Source organism: Actinocrinis sp., assembly GCF_035605935.1.
Lineage (GTDB): Bacteria > Actinomycetota > Actinomycetes > Streptomycetales > Catenulisporaceae > Actinocrinis.
This window is the reverse complement of sequence record NZ_DATNGK010000081.1, coordinates 1-20,332: the sequence shown is the minus strand read 5'-3', so window position 1 is coordinate 20,332 and position 20,332 is coordinate 1. Positions and strand designations below refer to the sequence as shown.

Sequence of the window (20,332 nt, the reverse complement as noted above, 5' to 3'; positions counted from 1 at the left end):
GTCAGCCTGAACACCGGTCAGGTCGGCTGTGGCTCGAGCTCCCGGTCGGTACGCTCGCGCCGCCGCGCGGTCACCACGGTCGGGTGGTCGTCGCCCAGCTTCGCGGCCAAGGCGGGCAGCAGTTGTTCACGCATCGACCGCGCCCGGGCGCTCTGACCGACTGCGTCCAGGTCCAGCGAGAGGTTCAGGCCGGTCGCCATCGTGTCCGGGTGGATCTCGCCGAGCCGGTTGACGAAGCCCTCATACGTCTCCTGATCCAGCCGCGCCGCCTCGGCGAACTCCCCGCGCGCGACAAGGCAGTTGGCCAGATTAACCGCGGCGGACAGCACGTAGGGGTGGTCCTTGACGAACCGTGACAGGAAACCGGTGTGGGCGTGCCGGATCGTGTCCTCGGCGTCCTGCACCCGCCCGGCGCGCAGCAGGTAGACCGCCATGTTGTTACGGCACACGTGCGAGTACGGGTGCTCGACGCCCAATCGGGCTTCATACGCGACGAGCGTCTCGGCGGTCGTCTGTGCCGCGGCCACGGCGTTGCCCGTCGCCGCTTGATCCGCCGCAAGGTTGATCTTGCAGGCGAGCGCGTCCGGGGTCTCGGTGTCGAACTCTTTCGCGTAGAGGGCGAGCGTCTGCTCGGTCAGCTCACGCGCCTTCGGATGCTGACCCGCCTCGCGCAGCGAGATCGCCAGCGAGGTGGCCGTGCGCAGAGTCTCCTGGAAGCTTTCGTCCAACTCCGCGCGGTAGTCCTCGTAGGCCGATTCGAGCAGGCTGATGGACTCGTCGTACTCGCCGAGCTCGCGCAGGTCGCGGGCCAGCGCGGTGACGGAGAAGAGGGTGTACGGGTGCTTGGGCCCGAGCACCGTGCGGCGGCGGCGCAGCGTGTCGCGGTCCAGGTCTCGGGCGCGCACGTTGTCGCCGACCAGGCGGCAGGAGACGGCGAGGTTGTTCGCCGCGGACAGGGTGCGCTCGTGGTCCTCGCCGAAGATCTCCTTGAGGCTGTTGTAGGTGTCCTCGTCCATGCGCAGCGCTTCCGCGAACTGGCCGAGGCCGCGCAGGTCGGCGGCCAGGCCGCCGGCGGTCATCAGGGTGTGCAGATCGTTGGGCGGCAGCGCGGCCTCCTGCTCCGCGCGCACCGACTGATTCATCTCGCGGGCCTGCTGGAACTTGCCCTGCGAGCGATAGATGTTGCCGATGTGGAAGCGCAGGTGCAGCAACTGACGGCGCAACAGGTCCTGCGCCTCGTCGCCGGGCGCCTGGGTGGTCTGTCCGGCGAGCGCGGCCGACCACGCGGTGTCCAAGGTCTGCGCTAGTTCCAGCGCGCTGTCGAACGCGCCGCTCTTCCACTGGTAGCGCACCCAGTCGATCAGCAGCTGACGCACCGGCTCCTCGTCGCAGGCCACTGCTTCAGACGGGGTCAGGTGCGGCCAGATCAGCGCGTACTGCTCCCAGTTCTTCGGGTCGTCGGTGTCGCCTCGGGGCGGCCGCGCCGCCGCGAGAATGCGGTGTACCAGGTGGACAGTGTCGTTGCGCTCCGCCGGCTCGAGCTGGTTTTTCAGATAGGCCTGCATTAGCCGGTGGATCTGTAGCTCGTTCTTCTGCGCGTCGATGCGGGCCAATGCCAGCCGGTTGACCTCCTGGGTGACCCGCCCGAGCATCATCGGCACACGCAGCGACCCGTCCAACGGCACCAGCGCGTCAACAGTCTGCTGACCGTAGATCAGGTCCAGCGAGATGTTCGGCGCGAGGAAGGCGCACATGTACAGCAGCCGCTGACCCGCCTTGGAACGCTCGGCGAGCCGGTCGAGCGAGATCTTCCAGGTCGCCTCGAGATTACGCGGATATCCCGCCGGCTGGCCGAGCGACAGGATCCTGGTGCTCTCCTGCTCCAGCGAGTCCAGGTAGTCCTCGACCGAGGTTCCGGTCTCCGACAGCCACGCGGAGGCGACCTCGACCGCGAGCGGCAGGTCGCCGAGCACCTCGGCGACCCGGTCGGCGTCGGCGACGCTGAGCGAGGGTATACGGCGCGACAGGTGCGCGACCGACTCCTCACGGGCGAACACGTCGATCTCGAGCGGCTCCGCCACCTGTGTCCAAGACTGGTTGCGGCTGGTGATCAGCGTGTGCCCGGAACCCGCGGGCAGGTAGGGCCTCAGGTCGTTCGGGTCGTCCGCGTTGTCGAACACCAGCAGCCAGCGCTGATACGGCGAACCGCCGATGCGCAGCCGGTCCAGGGCCTCTCGGGCCGCCTCCGCCTCGCTCTCCCCGACGCGGATGCCGAGCCTGCGGGCCAGTTCCGCGAGGGACTGGTTGATCAGGCCCGGCTGTTCGGCGTCGAGCCACCAGATCAGGTCGTAGTCGGCTTTGAACCGGTGTGTATATTCGAGTGCTACCTGGGTCTTGCCGACGCCGCCGAGTCCGTGCAGCGCGACGGGCAGCACGACCGAGACGCTCTTGGACGCCAACTGGCTGCGCAGATGCTCCAACACCGGATTGCGGCCGGTGAAGGTGGCGTTGCGCGGTCCCACATTCCAGATCAGCGGCGCGGCACCGGGAAAACGCGGAGCCGGGCGCGTCGGATCGGCGACCCCGGTCGGCGCGGGCAGATCGAAGGCACGCAGCACGGCCTCGGTGGCGGCGGCCGCGGACAGCCCGCCGAGTTCCAGGGCCGGACGCCCGGTGAACGGTTCCGCCGAACGCACCTCGGCCACATTGAGCGCTATCAACTGGCCGCGACTGCGCGATGGATCGGTGTCGGCCACCGCGCGCACGAACGCCATCGCGTTGCGGGAGCTGAGATACGACTCGGAAACGATGGCCAGGGTCCGGTTGCGGGAGAGCGCGGCCATCGTGGCCGGCGACTGCGCGAGACTGTCCGCGTCGAACTGCACGGTCTGCATCCCGGCCCGCTCCAGCAGCGCCGATACCCACTCGGCCCACATCCGGTCCTCGGGCACGTAGCTGAGCACGATGTCGCCGGGGTGCGGCGGGCGGCGGCGGGTGAAGGCGGCCAGGACCCGCTGCCGCTCCGGCTCCGGCACCGGTTCGGAGGAGGTGACCTCGCCTTCGGTGATGTACCCCACCAGGCGCTCGAAGGTGGAGAGCAGCGAGTTCTGCAGGCCGGGCCGGTCGCCGAAGGTGGCCAGCGTCTCCTCGTATGCGTAGAACGGCCGGTATGGCACCTCCACCGAACCCCAGTACTGGGTGCGTTCGGCGTCGTTCATTCCGCGCGGCATCGAGACGAACCGGTTGCGGGCGAGCGCACGGCCCGCGTCGGCCTTCTCCTTCTCGCCCTCATCGATCCGCGTCGGCACCGGAAGGATCCTGATACCACGTGAGGCGTACTGTGTGTCAATGTGCTGCGCCACGGTGGCCGAGCCTTCGATGCCTTGCTCGCTCAGCGTGAAGCAGGTAACCAGGATGTGCGGGAAGTGCAGGGTGCAGATCTCGGCGACGTCGCTTAGGCCCGTTCTGCTGTCGATCAGCGTGTAGTCGTAATTGCCGGTCATCTCGTCGCGCATGGCGTCGAAGAACTCGCCGCCGCCGCGCTTCTCGTAGAACTCGTCCCAGTCGATTCCGGCCAGCGTCGCGGAATAGTCCTGATTCTGGCTGCCCGCCGACATGAAGTGCAGCACGCCGCCGTGCGGGAACTCCCACTCCAGCGACACGGTGTTCTCCCCGACCCGCGCGTACTCGCGGTGCCAGTCCAGCGGCCGCCCGGGCTTCTCCACCGTGGTGGCGAACCGGTACTGCCGGATCATGTCGATGACGCCGGGGGTGTCGGCGACCGCGGACAGGTCGAGGAAGGGGTGGAAGAAGCGGTGCAGGCCCGGGGACTCCAGGTCCCAGTCCACGGCGAGGACCCGCTTGCCGGCGCTGGCCAGGATCCAGGCGGCGTTCGCCAGCGCCATGGTGCGACCGGTACCGCCCTTGTACGAGTAGAAGGTGACGATCTTCCCGTCACGCGGGCCTGTCATGGACGGTCCTCCCGTGCTTCTGGCGGTTCGTCGTCCTGGTTGTCCTGATAGCCCGCCGGGCGCAGCCCGCCGGAGCCGAGGCCGGGTGCGCGCAGGCGCAGCCGTTTTCGCGGCGAGCTGGAGCCGGGGCTGATGGGCGGGTAGGTCTTCGCCAGGTTCACATAGTTGCGCTCGGCGGCCCATATCGCGGCCGGCAGGTCAGTGATCAGGTCGTCGATCGATTCGAGGCCGTCGACGGCGCGCGAGGTCTCCCAGCGGCAGCGTGTCACGGTGCGTGAGAGGGTGCGCTCTAAGCCGCTTTCGAGATCCACCTCGTGCGCGGCGGAGTGCCGGTTGTTGCGGTTCCACGGGATGACCAGGCGTATCCAGCCCTTGTCCGCAGTGCGCCGGTCGAAGGCGTTGAGCCGCTGTGCGAGGTCTGGAATCTGAACGGCCCAGGGATCGACCAGCAGGATGGTAGGCGCGGTTGGGTCGGCGGTGGGCATCAGCTCGCGAGAGCGTTCGGCGCTCTCGATGAAGGCGTGAAAGTGCAATGATTCGGCCAGCCGCTTGGCGGTCTGCGCGACTTCGCCTTCGTAGTCGGGCAGGAAAGGGCGCCAATGGAACGCCTCGGCGCCGTACGCTTCCGGATCGCAGCCGCGCGGCAGCCGGCTGCGACGCGGTGCGGCGACGACGATGCGCAGCCTCGGCCGATCCGTGTTGTCGATCGGACCTTGGACAGCGAAGGCGTTGCGTAAGTCCTGATACATCGGCGGCGGGACGGTCGGGGAGGGCGCGTCGGTCTCCGCGACCGCCGTCACCCGCTCGGCGAAGAAATCGACCGCGCGGCTGTACTTCTCCCGCAGCTCCCGGTGGGTCATCAGATATCGAAGACCGTGCTCGTGGTATTCGGGCCCGAGGTGAGGGTGCAGATACTGCACGTCCTTCAGCGCCGCCGGCATGGACTCGGTGCGCACCGGTAGCCACAGGACCGGGATGAACGCCTCGCGGTGCACGTTGTAGAGCACATGATCGCGGTGGATCCGGTCCGCGAACGCACTCCATTCCATCCCGCAGTCCTGGCTGTCGAAGTATTCGGCGCAGTACAGCGCCACGAAGGATCGGCACGTGGCCAGCGCGATGGCCAGGCGGTTACGCCATAATCCGCCGACCGGGATGTGCGCGTCGGAGCGTCCGGGCACGATCGCGCGCGGATGCTGGGCGCGTTCGAGCACCGCCCTGCTCAGATCTTCCTCGAAGCGGTGTACCAGCGAGTCGCGCTCGAAGCGGTCCTGCGGTCCGACCCCGCTGCTGTGGGCGTAGCTGAGGAAGAAGTACAGCGGTGACGGTTCGGCTCCGCCCTCCGACGGCACGACCAGCCTCCCCTCCCCGGACCGGATGGCTCCGGCGGCCCCTTATAAGAACTCTGGTGTCCAAGGGGGACGGCGGTGAAACCTCGTGGAGCTTGCGGCGGGTGGCGAATAGGGCGCGTTTGGCAGGCGTCGCGGCCCCGGCGATACTTTCCAAACGCGCTCTAGGCGGCGAACCGGCGCATCCAGTTTTCGGCGAAGTCGACGGCGGCGCGCAGCGGGAAAAGCAGCGAGTCGGTTTCGCCGGTGCGCCCGGTGCGCACCGGGCCGCCCGCGGTCTCGAATTCCTTGCCGATCAATCCGAATTCGCTGTCGTCGAGTTCGATATCGTCGAACGTCGTCCAACCGTCCCCGGGCAGCCCGGCGATGCGGCATTCGTAAGGTCGCGGTACGCGCGGGGCGTAGCGGTACTCGGCAAGATGGAACGCGGTGCAGACGTCGTAGCCGACGCCGAGCAGCAGCACCAGCGCGTCGGCCGCGTACAGGGCGCCGAGCGGTGACCGTTCCCCGAGATGGCACGCCAGATCATGGATGGCGGTAAGCGAATCGGCGTGTCGGCCGACGGCGGCGAACGAGGTCTGCGGATGGGTGCTGCGATGAGCGCCGGGCAGGGTGCGGATCGTCTCAGCCAGCGCGCCCATTCCGCTCGAGGCGGTGACGCAGGGGTCGAATGCGGGCAGGCTGAGCCGATAAGCATCGGCCTCCTGCGGTGTCAGCTCGGCGACCGCCTCCCTGTGTGCGCGAGAGGAGGTCGAGTTCCATGACGTGTATGTCGGCACGATGATCGTCCCGGCCGGGCCGAGCACGTCGAGCAGGGCCTCGACCACGGTTGCCGCACGCGCGGATCGCGGAGCGACCTGCCGCATCGAAGCTTGTACGAGCACGATGTCTCCGGCCGCGAGCCCGAGGGCTTCGAACTGTTCGGCTAGAGTCCGGCGGTCCGCGCCGGCGGTCACCGCGCTGCTCGCGGTGCGGACGTTGACCAGGACTCGGCGGTGCGAGCCATCCCGGCGACGAAACGCCGGCCGAGATCGGTCAGTTCGCGGCGACGGTGAAGCTGCTCGATCGCTGCGGCGGGGTTTTCGCCGAGCGGTTGCTGTCGCGCGCGGCGCAGTTCGCTGATGGCGAGACTTTCGTAGGCCTCGTACATGAGGTCTTCGACGGGCTTGCGGTCTGCCGCGGTGTGGGCCGGATCGACGAGATCGAAGAGGTCGAAGAGTGCGTGCAGCTTGGCTCGCTGGAAACCGCGCAGCAGGCCGATCGCGAGTTCGGTCGGGTCGTTGGTGGGCGTGACGGCGACGGCGCCCACCGTGTCACAGGGTTCTGTTACGCGTGTCGTGATCGTCTTGAAAGCGGCGCGCAGACCGGGGAGATAGTCCGGGAGGAAGCGCCCGAGCAGGTCTGCGGCCTCGGGCAGCGCGTCCCGGATCAGTTTCGCGTCGCGGTCCTCAGCGTTCAGCGACACGCGCAGGCCTGGAGCCGGGCTGACGCGTTGTACCGGATGCCAGGCGGGATCCGGCGTCTCGGCTTCGAGATCGAATCCGAGCGCGTGACCGTCCCGCGCGATGCGGATCTCGGAACCCTCGACGGTCACGACCGCATCGCCGCGCCCGCCGACTTCGGCGTATCCGAGAGTGGGCAGGTGCACGGTTCCCGCGACGACTGGCACGGCCAACTGTGCAGCCGCGCCCGCGCGGGCGGCCGCGGCGATGGCCACGTTGCTCAGGTATTCGATGCCGATCGGGTCCGCGACACCGCGCCCCAAAGCATCGGCGCAGCCGGTCGCCCAACTCCGGACGCTCGGGTCCGCAAGCACCGTTTCAAGGGCCTCGGGGCTCTCCGCGTCGAGACGCACGAGCAGATTGCCGGCAGTGGCGAGTTCGGTGCCTGAGCGGGCTGAGCCGATCAGTGCTGCGATCAGCGCGCGGCGGATGGAGTCCTGTGCCTCAGCGAGCCGGACGAGGGCTTCGGCGCTTCCGTAACCGGATGCCAGGGAGTCGAACTCCTGCGCTGCCACCGTGTGTACGGCGCCGGTCTGCGTCGCGGGCCGATGAGCCTGGATGTGGACGATCGTCGCCTTGAGGTCTTCGCAATATACTGATGGGTTCGCGAAGCCGTTGCCGGTACGGAATCGGTGCGCATACAAACCGCCGCCGCAGACATCGACGACTGGGCACTGCCGGCAGGCGCCGCACAGACCGTCCAAGCCTTGCTGGCGCGCTTCGATCCCCTCGTGCCGCGCCGCGTCGTCGAAGCTGTGCCGAACCACGTCGAAGCCTGTCGCCGCGGCGCCGTCGTAGGCGGTCTTGAGCGAATCAGCCTGCTCCATCGTTCCGTCGGTCTCGATCACCAGCAGGTCGGTCGGGGTGAGGCCGAGCGATTCGGTCTGGCTGGGTTCGCCGCGCAGTGCGGCGAGGATCGAGTCGAAGGTGCGGATCCCGAACGGGCGCCCGTCCGCGGTCCAGCGGTCGTAGATCGCGGTGAGCCAGTCGGCGTATTCGGTGGGCGAGGCGCCGGTCCGAGTGGGCGGGCTGTCCCAGGTCGCGTGGGGGAGCAGCAGATCCACCCGCCCAGGACGCTGCTCGGCCAGTGCGTTGTATACCGCGATGGGGTCGTTAGCTACGTCGATGGTGCAGAGAATTCCGGCGTACAGGTGTGCGAATTCGGGTTGGCGTAGCAGTTCGAGCGTCCGCATTACCTGAGGGTGGCTGGACCGGCCATTCGCGAAACGGCGGTGCCGGTCATTCGAATCGCGGTCGCCGTCGAGGGAAACGCCGACCTTGACGTCGAATTCACGGAACAACGCGCAGAATTCGTTATCGAGCAGTACTCCATTGGTGTGAATACGCAGATCTAATCTGGTTACCGGTTCGATCTGCGCGCGCAAGGTCTGGAGCGCTGAACGAGTGCGCTGGACGCCGAGGAGAAGAGGTTCGCCGCCGTGTAACACGACATGGACGACAGGCAGCTGATGTTCGGCAGCGTGCTGCGCGATGCGTCGAGCGACGCGACTCACCGTCTGCTCGGAGATCACCTTTGGGCGACTGCGCCAGGACTGGTCGGCGTGCTCGTAGATGTAGCAGTGATCACACGCGAGATCGCACCGGCTGTGCACCTTCAGCACAAACTGGCGAAATGGCAAGACCTGCGTCATACCGCACCTGGCCGGTGCGATCTCGAGGGGGTTCGCTTAGATCGACGAGTTGAACTCGCCCTCAGATCGCTTAGCCCGGGTCTCGCCAGCGTGGTCGGCGAGCTCGCCGAGCGGGACCCGCTGCACGTTGCGCACCGCGGAAACCAGGGAGCGAGAATCCGTCGCCGTGTCCATGAGGTATCACCAATCCGTCTAGTGCCAGACAGACCTGTCGAACGCAGGTCAGGCCAGTACTGCGACGGTGCGCTTCCCTTGTGTCCGGTTCGCAGTTCTGTCAACCTCATGGTAGCGGCACAAACGCTTGACAGGTCAAATTGAGTTGCGAGCGTTACCAGCTTGAATCATTGATCATCCACTCGTCTGATCAATCGTATTGTCCGATTCGATGGCCGAAGTACCGCTTGAGTGCGGCCTGAATTGGCGCAATGATATTGCCCCGCACTTTAGCGCCTCGCTTGCCACATCGTATGTTCGCGGCTCACGGCCGCCTCCGCGGACGCACAGTAGTCACTCCAGTCGCTCTCGCTCTCACCGGTCTCTGCCGCCATGGCGAGGACCTGGCGCAGCTCCGCCGCGGTCAGCCGGTACGCCGCGGCGAGCGGCCAGTACTGGCGCAGCTGGCCGTACGCGGCGAGCGCCGCGACTAAGGCCGCGAAGAAGCCGAGAAGATCCACTTCCAGGTCCCAGACAACCCGAGCGATGCCCAGCGCTACACCCAAAGCGTTCGAGGCGACCGCGCACGCTCCCGCAGCCATCGCCGCCTGACGTGCGCCCTTCGCCTTCTCCGTGTACCAGTCGATCTGTGCCTCTACCCGCCGCCGTACGTAACACTGCCGCCGGTCCGAAAGCCGGGCTTGGCGCAGGACGACGAGCGGCGGGGTGATCGCCTCCTCGGCGAGGTACGACTCGGACTCGACTTCGTCCCCGAGTTCAGGCACCAGCGCGAGGATGGCTGCTAGGCGCGTGGTGAACTCCGCGTCGGCTGTGGCATCGTCGTCGAAGGGCTGCACACGCATCGCGTACTTCCACGCCAAGCTGCGGACCGACTCTGCTGCTGCCCGGCCGTCGTACCAGAGCCGCTGTGCCGAGCCACTGTGCAGAAGGACGGCAGGCACGAGCGAGAGCGCGAAGGAGACTACTGCGCAAATTTCGAGAACTTTCGCGGCGGTGCCGTGTCCGACGCCAAAGCCGGCCGCGAGCGCTGAGAGCACGGCGAGCGAGAGCTGAGCCCGTGTCAGCAGGATGGTACGGCGCTGTCCGGCGAGGGACGCGCGGTCCGCGAGCTGGAACAGCTCCGGAAGGTCCGCATCGTTTAAGCCCGCTGATTCTGCCGCAACGCCGAGTTCGTCCACCTGCACATGGTCCTGGCTGACGTTCTGTCAGGCAAGATGGCAGGAGGCTCATACGCGCAGCAGCATGACCCGTGGCGAGCTAAGTCGAGGTGCGGTGTAGGGCGCATGGAGGGCGGGTTGGGAAGTGCTGCTTACGCCGCCGGCTCGCCAGGCAGCAGGAGGCGTGCGACGGTGCCACCGCCTGGCGCCGGCTGGAGGCTGACCTTTCCCCCGGACTCCTCGGCCACCTGCGAGACGATCGCGAGACCGAGGCCCGAGCCGGGCAGCGAGCGGGCGCCGTCAGAACGCCAGAACCGCTCGAACACATGCGGCAGGTCGGCCGGGTCGATGCCAGGGCCCTGATCGACGACGACGTACTCGCCGCCCTTGAGCCGGACCAGCACCGTGCCGCCGGCCGGGGAGAACTTCACCGCGTTGTCCAGCAGGTTGACCACCGCGCGGTCCAGCGCCGTCGGGTCGCCCTGAACGAACCAGGGTTCGACTTCGATGTCGAAGTGCAGGCCGGGACCGCGCAGCCGCGCACGCTCGATGGCTCGCCCGACGCTCTCGTGCAGCGCGACGCGCATCGTGCGCCGCGCGCCGCCCTCTTGGCCGCGGGAGAGTTCGAGCAGATCCGTGACCAATCCGGACAGCTCGTGCAATTGCTGGTCCACGCTCGCCAGCATCGCCTCGCGGCGCCCGGGCGGCAGTTCGCGGCCGGTGCGTTCGCTGCGTAGTAAGAGGTCGACGTTGGTTCGCAGTGAGGTGAGTGGCGTGCGCAACTCGTGCCCCGCGTCGGCGATCAGCTGGTGTTGCCGGACCCGGGAGGTGGCCAGCGCCTTGGTCATCTTGTTGAACGCCGCGCTGAGCCGGTTGATCTCGTCCTTTCCGTTGACTGGCAGCTTGACCGACAGGTCCTCGGTCTTGGCCACGTGCTCGACCGCGCGGGTCAGCATGCGCACCGGTTTGACCGCGGAGCGCGCGACTACGAGTCCTGCGACGGTGGCGAGGGCGACCCCGCCGACTGCGGCGAGCGCGAGCCAGAAGATGAGCTTGCTGAGGGAGGCGTCGACGATGCTCAGCGAGCCGATGCTCGAGACCGCTATGCCGTCGCCGACGTACGTGGTGTAGACCCTGACGTGCTCGCCGGTGGTCGTGTAGGTGTCGTAGAAGACTCCCTGACCCGGCAGCGACTCCAAAGTACCGGCGGCCACGGCCTTTTGCGTGTCGGACACCGCGACCTGCAACTGGCTGTTGGTGGCGCAGTGCTGCCCGTCCGCACTGACGAATTCCTGATTGAACGGGACGCCGGGGCCCGAGTCCGGACCTGAGCCCGAACCCGGGCCCTGATCCGCGCTGCCCGGGAACCGCAGGAAGCCGCCGACACTGCATAACTGCGCCAGATTCTGCGCCGTGGTGCCGGTCAAGTCGCGGGAGTTCGGCTCGTGCATCCGGGTCAGGTTCTGGTTGACCTGGTTGTTGAGCTGTTCGGAGACGAGGAAGTAGGACGCTAGGGCGGCAACGATGATGACCACCGAGACCGCCAGCGCGGAGAGCAGGGCGAAGCGGCCGCGCAGCGAGAGGCTCCGGAAGAAACCGCGCGCGTGCCGGTGAGTCACGGGTTGCCATCCGGAGCGCCAGCGGTCGCGCCGGCGGCGGCAGTACTGTCGGCGCGCAGCACGTAGCCCACACCGCGCACAGTGTGCAGTAGCCGTGGCTCGCCGCCCGACTCCGTCTTGCGGCGCAGGTACATCACGTATACGTCGAGCGAGTTGGACGTCGGGCCGAAGTCGAAGCCCCAGATGGAGGAAAGCAGCTGATCGCGGGCGAGAACTTGGCGCGGGTGGCGCAGGAACATCTCCAGCAGATTGAATTCGGTACGGGTCAGCTCGATGCCGCGCTCGCCGCGCGTCACCTCACGGGTCAACACGTCCATACGCAGGTCGGCGTAGGTGAGCACGTCGATGTCCGAGACTGCCGGCTGTGACGCCTCGGCTAATAGTGCGCCGCGACGCAGTAACGCACGCAGCCGCGCGTAAAGCTCGTCGAGATCGAAGGGCTTGGCGAGGTAATCGTCAGCGCCAACGTCCAGCCCGGTAACGCGGTCGCCGACTGTGTCACGCGCGGTGAGGAGCAGCACGGGCAGCGCGGTGTTGAACGATCGCAGCCGGCGCAGGACCGTGAGCCCGTCCATCCGGGGCATCATCACGTCAAGCACGATTGCATCCGGGACCTGTTTTGCGACCGCCTCCAGCGCGCCGAGCCCGTCTGCGGCCACCGCGACCTCGTACCCCTCGAACTCCAGGCCCGCGCGCAGCGCCTCGCGCACCGCGGGCTCGTCGTCCACGACCAGGATCCGGCTGCTCGGCTCGTGCGTGGACATGTCGCTCCAGGTGGCTTGACGGGTTAATGGTCTGCTTCGGCGGTGGCGCCTTCGGTTGTCCCCACCCTCGCAATCTCTCATGAGAAAGGCGTGAGAGGAGGATGTGACGTGGGCAAATACCTGCGCGGTCGCACAAAGCTCAGCCATGCGGCGGCCGGGACGGGCCGTGTGGACCCATCCCGGCCGCCGCGTGCGACCGCCGCCGGTCAGGAGGTGACGGTGGTCGGCGCGTCGCGTTTGATGGTCAGCTTGCCGTTCTTGATCAGGGCCAGCCGGGGGACGCGGTTGGCGATCGCGGAGTCGTGGGTGACCATGATCACGGTGAGGTTGCGCTCCCGCCACAGCTTCTCGAGCAGCGCGAAGATCTCGTCGCGGGTGTCCTCGTCCAGATTGCCGGTCGGCTCGTCCGCCATGATCACCTTGGGTTCCTTGACCAGGGCGCGGGCGATGGCGACGCGTTGCTGCTGGCCGCCGGACAGCTCTCCTTGCAGGTGCCCGGCACGGTCGTCGAGGCTGACTTCCGCGAGGGCGCGGGCGGCGCGCTGTCTGCGTTCGGCCGCGGAGATCCTCAGCGGCACCAGGGCGGTCTCGACGTTCTCCTGGGCGGTGAGCGTCGGGATGAGGTTGAAGGACTGGAAGATGTAGCCGAAGTTCTCCGAGCGCAGCTTGGTCAGCTGCATCTCGTTCATCTTCGCCATGTCTCGCCCGTCGAAGACCAGGCTGCCGGAGGTGGGCCGGTCCAGCCCGCCGAGCAGCTGAAGCAGGGTGGACTTGCCGTGGCCGGTCGGACCCTGGATGGCGAGCATGTCGCCGTCCGGGATCACCACGTCGACGCCGCGCAGCGCGTCCACGGTCTCCTTGCCGCGCTTGTACTGCTTTGTTAGGCCGCTGATTTCATACATCGTCTCGAGGTCTCTCTCTGGAGTGGAATCGGGCGGCCGGGTCAGGCGACCTTGCGCAGGGCGTCGGCCGGGCGCAGCGAGGAGGCGCGCCAGCCGCCGAACCCGCCGGCGATCAGGCCGCCGAGCACGGCCAGAGCCACCGCGAGCAGCAGTACGTTGAGCGCCACCGGCGCGGACAGGTGCACGGTGACCGCTTGCGACGCGGCCTGGCGGAATCCGCCACCTGCGCCACCGCCCTCACCGCCGGCTCCGCTGCCGCCAGGCAGCCCGTTGCCGGTCGGCGTCGTGATGCCGCCGGTCGACGCGGTCAGGCTGGGCGCGACCTGGTCTATCGCGAACGCGGCCGCGAAGCCGAGGCCGATGCCGAGCGCGCCGCCGATCAGGCCGGTGACGATCGCCTCACCCATCACCTGACGTACCACCCGGCGCGAGGTCCAGCCCAGCGCCTTGAGCGTGCCGAACTCGCGCACCCGTCGCCCGACTGCCGACATGGTGAACAGCGCGGCCACCGCGAAGGCCGCGATCAGCACCGCGATCGAGAGCCACTTGCCCAGGTTGTTCGCCAGCGAGGCCGCTGAGGAGATCGAGCCGGTGACCGACTTGGCCAGGTCGGCCGAGGTGGTCACGGTCGCCGTGGAGTCCACTTTCTTGATCGCGGCCGCGACCGCGTCGATCTGGGTCGAGTTGTCAGCCTTCACATACACCGTCGTCACCGCGCTGGTCTGGCCGGAGAGCGCCTGTGCGATGCCGAGCGGGATGTACACGTTGCTCGACGTTGATCCGGAGGCCAGGCCGATGATCTTGAAACTCTTGCCGCCGAGGGTGATCGTGCCGCCGAGCTTGAGGCTCTTGGAGGAGGCGTACGACTGGGTGATCACCGCGACGTATGACTTCGCGTCCGCGGCGGTGAGCATCCGGCCGGAGGCGAGCGTGAGGGTGGAAACCGGGCCGACGCTGAGGTTGGAGGTGTCCACTCCGGTGACCGAGGTGGAGTTGAAGAAGCCGCCTCCGGAAGCCGGTCCGCCGAAGGCCGGCCCGCCACTCGAACTGCCGGATCCGCCGCGCTCGAAGGTGCCGCCGGAGTTCGTGCTCGGCTGCTGGGTGACCTGCTGTGAAACCGTGGTGCTGATGTTGAAGTCGTTAAGCGCCAGCGAGCCGACCGCCGCGGACACCCCGGACACGCTCTTGATCTTGGTGAGTGTGGCCGAGGTGATCGCGGAGGTGCCGGGGGAGAGGGTCAGGTTGTCCGAGGTCGTGGTCGAGGACTTGGTGCCGGTCGTCGAGCCGGCGTCGGGGCCGCGGAAGTTGAACGACTGCCTTCCGCTGCCCGCGGCGGCGGTGCTCGTCACGGTCATGTCGGTGCCGACCCCGTAGAGCGAGTGCAGCACCGTCTTCTGCGCCGCGTTGACGCCGGCTGAGGCGGCGGTCACCGTGATCGTCAGGCCGATGCCCAAGGCCAGGCCGAGCGCGATCACGAACGCCTGCCGCCCTCGTCTGCGCAGTTCCCTGGTCAGGTAGGTGAAGAACATCAAGCGTCCTTGAGGCCGGTGGGTCGAAGCGATGGTCGCGACGACTTTCCGGCCTCCCTTTGACCAGGGCATGAGGCGAGCATGAGAACGCAGTGAGTGACCGGATCGTTATCTTTGCTGGTCACCGACTGGCTGCGCAGCCCACTGATACACCGCGCCGCGATGCACCGCGCCGTACACCCGATCGCGCAGGACGTTCGCGTCATGGTCGGTCAGGGTGCGCTCCAGGTCGCGCAGCACGACCCGGACGAGCACGTTGTCCTGATCCGCACGCGCTCCCAATCGGTCGCGGGCGGCCGGAGGCAGCGCGGCGAGCGCGGTGCGCGAAAGGATCTGGACCGACTCGACCTTCGCGGCGTCAGCACCGAGCGCGTCACGGATCCGGTCGCCCAGATCCTCGGCCGTGTCGCCCTCGTCCACGGCGACGGACAGGTCGCGGCGGATCGGGGGCATCGCGGAAACCGCGCGGTACGGCTCCAGGTCGAGCATCTGACTGGCGATACGCGGATCGGTCGCGCGCAACAGCCGGATGTCCGGGATGCCTTTGACGAGCATCAGCAGCCTGTCGAGTCCCGGGCCGAGCGCCAGACCCGAGTACGAGCCGTCGCCGAGTCCGGCTCGAGCCAGCACATCGGGATGCGCGAGTCCGCCCTCCCCGACCTCGATCCATTCGCCGTTGACGAGTACGTCCGCCTGCTGACCATTGCGCGTGTACGGGTGCACGCGCGGTTCGAGGCGATGCTCGGCTCCGGGAAGCAGAGCGTTGAGAATCAGCTCGACCATCTCACGCAGGTCCGCGTCGCCAAGCAGTGGCGTGCCGCGCCTGATACGCCACAGATCCACTTGATGCGGAGTGCCCGTGTGCAGTCGATCGATCGAATCGCGCCGGTAGACCATCCCAGGGCAGACAAGGAGCACGTCATCGGCGGGCTTGACGGCTAACGCACGCAATGCCGCTGGGATGAGGGCGCTTGAGTGGCTACGCAGCATCCGGTGCTCATCGACATAGCGCGTATAGCGGGCGTCGCGCGTTACATCGCTCGAGTCGTAGCCAAGAGCGTCGTAGTTGTCCGTGATCGACACGACGCGTTCGCCGCTACACCAGCGAACCTCACAGCCCCACGCATCGGCGAGGGCGTGTACTGCGCGGTCGAGGACGAGTTGTACCGCGTGCGGCCCCTCATTCGGATCGGAGAGGTCACGGATCGTCAGGTCGCGGGCAAGCTGCTCAGCGGAAAGGGAGATGTTCACGAGGGGACTTCCTGTCGGTCGGAGCGGACGGTTCGGGCGGGAAACCCCTGGTCCGTCGGCTCAAAACCTCGGTGGAAGTCGCTAGCGGCCTGAAGCGGCCAAGACGTGGCGAAGCGCGACCCCTGCGGTTCCCGGACGGGACCAGGGGCCGGTAAATCGGTGCGTCAGCACTACCGAAGCCACGGGTCCAGCATACGCGATCGGGGCGGGAATCGGAGCCGCAAAAAGATCTTGAAAACAATTTCGCGGGCGATGTCGAAGTGCGGCCACCCCCGATCGACGCGTAGATGGAAAAGGGCGAAGGGCCCGGAACCTGCAGCGTGTGAGCGAACCGGAACGGAAGGAACCACCATGCGTTACATGTCCCTGATCAAGATCGACCCCGCCGGCGTGCCCGAAAGCGGCCCCAGCGAGGAGCTGATGACCGAGATGGGCAAGCTGATCGAGGAGATGACCAAGGCCGGTGTGCTGCTGGACACCGCGGGCTTGGCGCCACTTGAGCAGTCGACCCGGGTGCAGCTTTCCGGCGGGAAGCTGACCGTGGTCGACGGCCCGTTCACCGAGGCCAAGGAGTTCGTCGGCGGCTACGCGCTGATGCAGTGCCGCTCGAAGGAGGAGGCGGTGGAGTGGGCCAAGCGATTCCTGATCATCCACGGCGACCAGTGGGAGATCGCGACCGAGATCCGCGCGGTGGAGGAGCCGTCTTAGGCACGGGTAAGAGGGGCTGAGCCACCGGGCACCCGCGGCGGCCGTGCAGCGCTTTGCGCCCGTGCCGCAGCGGCGGTGAGATGGGGGCGTGAACCAAACCGACGAGCGGGTCAGGCGTGCGGTGGAAGCCGTGTGGCGTATCGAGGCGCCGCGGCTGATCGCGGGCCTGGCCCGCGTTTTGGGCGACATCGGCTTGGCGGAGGATCTGGCGCAGGACGCGTTGGTCGCCGCGCTGGAGCAGTGGCCCGACGAGGGGGTGCCGCGCAATCCCGGCGCCTGGCTGATGACCGTCGGCAAACGCCGGGCCGTCGATCTGATCCGCCGCGACCAGACCTACGCTCGCAAACTGGAGCTGGTCGGCCGGACCCTCGACTCCGACGAACCAGGGCCGGAGCCGAAGGCGGAGGCGATCGAGGACGATCTGCTGCGCCTGGTGTTCACCGCCTGCCATCCGGTACTCGCTCCGCAGGCGCGCGTGGCGCTGACGCTGCGACTGCTCGGCGGCCTGAGCACGGCGGACATCGCGCGGGCGTACCTCGTTGCGGAGGCGACGATCGCGCAGCGCATCGTGCGGGCCAAGCGGTTGCTGGCGCAGAAGCGGGTGCCGTTCGAGGTTCCCACCGGGGCGCAACTGGCCGAGCGGCTGAGCTCAGTGCTCGAGGTCGTCTACCTCATCTTCAACGAGGGCTACTCGGCGACGGCAGGCGACGACTGGATGCGCCCGGCACTGTGTGAGGACGCGCTGCGGCTGGCGCGCGTGCTGTCCGGACTGATGCCCGCCGAGCCGGAGGTGCACGGACTGACCGCGCTGCTGGAGATTCAGGCTTCGCGTGTCGCGGCTCGTGCCACAGCGCAGGGCAGCGTGGTACTACTCGCCGACCAGGACCGCGGCCGATGGAACCAGTTGCTCATCCGCCGTGGGTTCTCGGCCTTAGCGAAGGCCGACGCGGCGGCCAAGGCGCGGGGCGAGCCGCCGGGACCTTACGCGCTGCAAGCCGCGATCGCCGCCTCGCACGCGCGAGCGCTCACCGCGCTGGACACGGACTGGAATACCATCGCAGGACTCTACGATGCCCTGATCGTGCTGCTGCCGACGCCGGTCGTCGCGCTCAACCGTGCGGTCGCCGTCGCCCAGGCGCGCGGACCGGCCGCCGGGCTCGCGCTCGTGGACGAGGTGGCCGCGGATGACGCGCTCAAGGACTACCACCTGCTGCCTGCCGTGCGCGCCGATCTGCTCAGCCGGCTTGGCCGATACGACGAGGCGCGTGCGGAGCTCGAACGCGCCGCGCCGCTGGCTCGAAACCGCGCCGAACGGTCTCTGCTCGTTGATCGCGCGGCCGCGCTACCGCGGTGACCCGGCTGGCTCTGTCGCGCGCGGTCTGTCGATCCCGACCGGGACTATTCCGGCCGGTCGGCAACGTCATCGTTCGGTAATGGCGTCGTAAGCGGACGGTAAGGGCGCTGGTCCTGGCGGAAGCGGGGTGTGCACCGCTTCGATTGAGCCATGGCCAGACTCACGTTCCCGACGCCGCCGGGGTGGCTGCGGCGCGGGCCGCTGCGAGAGGGCGCGTTTCGCAGCTCCCTGCATGACGAGCGCACGGCGGCGCTGATCGGCACCGCGCTCGGCATCGCTTTCACGACCGCCTTCCTCACCGGGCTGATCAGCCACGAGTTGCAACTGCGGCACCCGCCGACGTGGATTCCCGATCGGCCGGTATGGATCTACCGGTTCACGCAGGGCTTGCACGTCACATCCGGTCTGGCGGCGATCCCGCTGCTGCTGGCGAAGCTGTGGACGGTGTACCCACGGCTCTTCGCCTGGCCTCCGCTCTCGTCGATCCGGCATGCGCTGGAGCGAGTGTCGATCCTGGTGCTGGTTGCGGGCGCGATCTTCCAGCTGGTGACCGGACTGCTGAACGTCATCCAGTGGTACCCGTGGGCATTCGCATTCGTGCCGACGCACTATCAGGTCGCTTGGATCACGGTCGGCGCGTTGATCGTGCACATCGCCGTCAAGGCGCCAGCCATCGCTCGCGGCTACCGGCGGCCCATCACTCAGCCCGCACTCGACCCAGCGGGCGAATCGGGCCTCGAATCACCCGAGCCGCCCGAATCAGCCGAACCATCAGCCAAGGCGCCAGCGACCGATGCCGCCCCTCCACGTTTCCTCGCCCCGCGCCCCGGTACCGCCAGCCGCCGCTCGCTGCTCACGGCGACGGGCGCGGCAGTCGGCGTCGTGACCCTGACCACGATCGGCCAGTCAGTGACCTGGCTGCGCGGCGTGGACCTGCTCGCGCCGCGCGACCCTTCCGTCGGACCGCAAGGTGTCCCGATCAACCGGACAGCGGCGCAGGCCGGCGTGCAGACCACCGCCTTCGATCCCACCTGGCAGCTGGAGGTCGACGGCCCGCGCCCGTTCCAGCTCACGCTCGCCCAACTCGGCCAGCTGCCGCAGTACGAGGCGGTGCTGCCGATCTCGTGCGTGGAAGGCTGGTCGGTCAACGGCAGCTGGAGCGGCGTGCGGCTGCGTGACCTGCTGGATCGCGCCGGAGCGCGGCCCGGAGCCGATATCAGGATCGTGTCCTTCGAGAAGGCCGGTTTCTACGCGACAACCACGATGCCGCGCGAATACGCACGCGACCCGCTCACGCTGCTCGCGCTGCGGCTCGGTAGGCAGCCGCTCAGCGTCGATCACGGATACCCGGCTCGGATCATCGCTCCGGGCCGCCCCGGTGTGCTGCAAACCAAATGGGTGCAGCGGATCGAGGTACTCTGAGATGCGTATCAGACAACGAGGATCCGCGCTCGGCGCACTCCCGATCAGTCCGCTGCTCGTGGCGCGCATCGCGTTGGGGGCCTTCGGAGTGTGGGTCGCGAGCATCGGGCTCAGGGCACTGCTACGCGGCCATCCGTTCGCGGCGAACGCCCCGGTCGGTCGCTGGCTGGTCAGTGGTGTCCTCGCGCACGACGCCGTGATCGCGCCCACCGTGTTCCTGCTCGGCGCGGTGACCGTCCGCCTCGCCGGCCCGCGCACCCGGCAAGCGCTGGCGGCGATCCTGCTGATCGGTGGCTCGGTGCTGATCGTCGGCCTGCCCGACGTGCTGCGCAAGGGCCACAACGCCAACCCGACGGTCACGCCGCTGGATTACACCCGCAATCTGCTGATCGTGCTGCTGGCGGTCGTCGGCGGAGTCATCCTCGCAACGAGCGCGTCCGCGCTTCGCCAGCGCCGGCGCGACCGTGGTGCGCCCATGCCGCTAGTCCCGTCCGAGCAGGGCCCCAAGCCCGAGATGGACGAAGCCGAACCTGAGCCCGAGCCCGGAGCAGAACCAGAGCCCGAAGCAGATGGCGCAGCGGAAGCCGACACCGACGCCGGTGACGACGACGTCTCTACCGCTGATGACGCCGCCGACACTCCCGACGCCGAGGACAAGGGCCACGTTCTGGACACCGGGGCCGCCGTTCCAGACGCTGAGGCCGAGGCGTCCACCAACCCACGCGACCCGGCCTAGCCGACTAGGACAACTACTCGACCGACTCGCCGCGGCGGCGCAGTTGCTTCGCCGCGGCTTCGTGCAGACTCTCGTCCTCGTCTGTCAGCAGGCGAGTCAGCGCCGCAGTGGCCTCGGGTCCCGGCGTGCCGCCGAGCGCCCAAATGGCCTTGTGCGCCAGAGCGCGGGCCTCGTCGAAGTCGAGATACTCGGGGATCCATTGCGTCGCGTGATACAGCGCGTCGACGGTCTCCGGTGACTTA

At 68.1% G+C, this 20,332-nt stretch carries 16 protein-coding genes; 4 read left to right on the top strand and 12 right to left on the bottom strand.

Features of this window, described 5'->3' with window-relative positions; translation table 11 throughout:
* Nucleotides 1-17 precede the first annotated feature (17 nt).
* The 11 genes from fxsT to VN779_RS07245 form a co-directional block, all read right to left on the bottom strand.
* Nucleotides 18-3,971 (bottom strand): FxSxx-COOH system tetratricopeptide repeat protein, encoded by a 3,954-nt coding sequence (gene fxsT / locus VN779_RS07295; RefSeq protein ID WP_325721452.1) that lies wholly within the window; start codon nucleotides 3,969-3,971, stop codon nucleotides 18-20.
* On the bottom strand, nucleotides 3,968-5,323 hold the full coding sequence (locus VN779_RS07290; protein ID WP_325721451.1) for a TIR-like protein FxsC: 1,356 nt from the start codon (nucleotides 5,321-5,323) through the stop codon (nucleotides 3,968-3,970). Before VN779_RS07290 ends, fxsT begins: the two co-directional genes overlap by 4 nt.
* A gap of 161 nt (nucleotides 5,324-5,484) precedes the next feature.
* Nucleotides 5,485-6,276, bottom strand: a complete 792-nt coding sequence (locus VN779_RS07285; RefSeq protein ID WP_325721450.1) for an AAC(3) family N-acetyltransferase — start codon at nucleotides 6,274-6,276, stop codon at nucleotides 5,485-5,487.
* Nucleotides 6,273-8,474 (bottom strand): FxsB family cyclophane-forming radical SAM/SPASM peptide maturase, encoded by a 2,202-nt coding sequence (locus VN779_RS07280; RefSeq protein ID WP_325721449.1) that lies wholly within the window; start codon nucleotides 8,472-8,474, stop codon nucleotides 6,273-6,275. Before VN779_RS07280 ends, VN779_RS07285 begins: the two co-directional genes overlap by 4 nt.
* Before the next feature lie 36 nt (nucleotides 8,475-8,510).
* A complete protein-coding gene (locus VN779_RS07275; protein ID WP_325721447.1) occupies nucleotides 8,511-8,648 on the bottom strand; it encodes a hypothetical protein in 138 nt (45 codons plus the stop codon).
* Nucleotides 8,649-8,917: 269 nt separating this feature from the next.
* The gene (locus VN779_RS07270; protein WP_325721445.1) at nucleotides 8,918-9,826 is read right to left on the bottom strand and encodes a DUF4231 domain-containing protein; all 909 of its coding nucleotides are present in this window, start codon (nucleotides 9,824-9,826) and stop codon (nucleotides 8,918-8,920) included.
* 131 nt (nucleotides 9,827-9,957) lie between these two features.
* Nucleotides 9,958-11,424: a HAMP domain-containing sensor histidine kinase gene (locus VN779_RS07265; protein WP_325721443.1), complete on the bottom strand. Its 1,467-nt coding sequence runs from the start codon at nucleotides 11,422-11,424 to the stop codon at nucleotides 9,958-9,960.
* Nucleotides 11,421-12,188 carry a response regulator transcription factor gene (locus tag VN779_RS07260; protein ID WP_325721441.1) on the bottom strand — a complete coding sequence of 256 codons (768 nt, stop codon included), beginning with the start codon at nucleotides 12,186-12,188 and terminating at the stop codon, nucleotides 11,421-11,423. Before VN779_RS07260 ends, VN779_RS07265 begins: the two co-directional genes overlap by 4 nt.
* Before the next feature lie 206 nt (nucleotides 12,189-12,394).
* Nucleotides 12,395-13,090 (bottom strand): ABC transporter ATP-binding protein, encoded by a 696-nt coding sequence (locus VN779_RS07255; protein WP_325721439.1) that lies wholly within the window; start codon nucleotides 13,088-13,090, stop codon nucleotides 12,395-12,397.
* 41 nt (nucleotides 13,091-13,131) lie between these two features.
* Complete coding sequence (locus tag VN779_RS07250) at nucleotides 13,132-14,619, bottom strand: ABC transporter permease (protein WP_325721437.1); 1,488 nt, start codon at nucleotides 14,617-14,619, stop codon at nucleotides 13,132-13,134.
* 108 nt (nucleotides 14,620-14,727) lie between these two features.
* Complete coding sequence (locus VN779_RS07245) at nucleotides 14,728-15,870, bottom strand: hypothetical protein (RefSeq protein WP_325721435.1); 1,143 nt, start codon at nucleotides 15,868-15,870, stop codon at nucleotides 14,728-14,730.
* 351 nt (nucleotides 15,871-16,221) lie between these two features.
* On the opposite strand from VN779_RS07245, the gene VN779_RS07240 reads away from it, so the two are divergent.
* The 4 genes from VN779_RS07240 to VN779_RS07225 all read left to right on the top strand — a co-directional run bounded on the left by VN779_RS07240 (nucleotide 16,222) and on the right by VN779_RS07225 (nucleotide 20,090).
* Nucleotides 16,222-16,578, top strand: a complete 357-nt coding sequence (locus tag VN779_RS07240; protein ID WP_325721433.1) for a YciI family protein — start codon at nucleotides 16,222-16,224, stop codon at nucleotides 16,576-16,578.
* 88 nt (nucleotides 16,579-16,666) lie between these two features.
* Nucleotides 16,667-17,932 (top strand): RNA polymerase sigma factor, encoded by a 1,266-nt coding sequence (locus VN779_RS07235; RefSeq protein WP_325721431.1) that lies wholly within the window; start codon nucleotides 16,667-16,669, stop codon nucleotides 17,930-17,932.
* Nucleotides 17,933-18,082: 150 nt separating this feature from the next.
* Nucleotides 18,083-19,354 (top strand): molybdopterin-dependent oxidoreductase, encoded by a 1,272-nt coding sequence (locus VN779_RS07230; protein WP_325721429.1) that lies wholly within the window; start codon nucleotides 18,083-18,085, stop codon nucleotides 19,352-19,354.
* A 1-nt stretch (nucleotide 19,355) separates the two neighbouring features.
* Nucleotides 19,356-20,090 carry a hypothetical protein gene (locus VN779_RS07225; protein ID WP_325721427.1) on the top strand — a complete coding sequence of 245 codons (735 nt, stop codon included), beginning with the start codon at nucleotides 19,356-19,358 and terminating at the stop codon, nucleotides 20,088-20,090.
* Nucleotides 20,091-20,103: 13 nt separating this feature from the next.
* On the opposite strand, the gene VN779_RS07220 is transcribed toward VN779_RS07225, so the two are convergent.
* A partial coding sequence (locus VN779_RS07220; RefSeq protein WP_325721425.1) for a HEAT repeat domain-containing protein occupies nucleotides 20,104-20,332 on the bottom strand: 229 nt, incomplete at its 5' end.

Bases quoted from the DNA above. Each gene is read 5' to 3' on its own strand.
- VN779_RS07275 (WP_325721447.1), bottom strand. From the start codon at position 8,648: ATGGACACGGCGACGGATTCTCGCTCCCTGGTTTCCGCGGTGCGCAAC.
- fxsT (WP_325721452.1), bottom strand. From the start codon at position 3,971: ATGACAGGCCCGCGTGACGGGAAGATCGTCACCTTCTACTCGTACAAG.
- VN779_RS07225 (WP_325721427.1), top strand. From the start codon at position 19,356: ATGCGTATCAGACAACGAGGATCCGCGCTCGGCGCACTCCCGATCAGT.
- VN779_RS07240 (WP_325721433.1), top strand. From the start codon at position 16,222: ATGCGTTACATGTCCCTGATCAAGATCGACCCCGCCGGCGTGCCCGAA.
- VN779_RS07255 (WP_325721439.1), bottom strand. From the start codon at position 13,090: ATGTATGAAATCAGCGGCCTAACAAAGCAGTACAAGCGCGGCAAGGAG.
- VN779_RS07260 (WP_325721441.1), bottom strand. From the start codon at position 12,188: ATGTCCACGCACGAGCCGAGCAGCCGGATCCTGGTCGTGGACGACGAG.
- VN779_RS07250 (WP_325721437.1), bottom strand. From the start codon at position 14,619: ATGTTCTTCACCTACCTGACCAGGGAACTGCGCAGACGAGGGCGGCAG.
- VN779_RS07280 (WP_325721449.1), bottom strand. From the start codon at position 8,474: ATGACGCAGGTCTTGCCATTTCGCCAGTTTGTGCTGAAGGTGCACAGC.
- VN779_RS07230 (WP_325721429.1), top strand. From the start codon at position 18,083: ATGGCCAGACTCACGTTCCCGACGCCGCCGGGGTGGCTGCGGCGCGGG.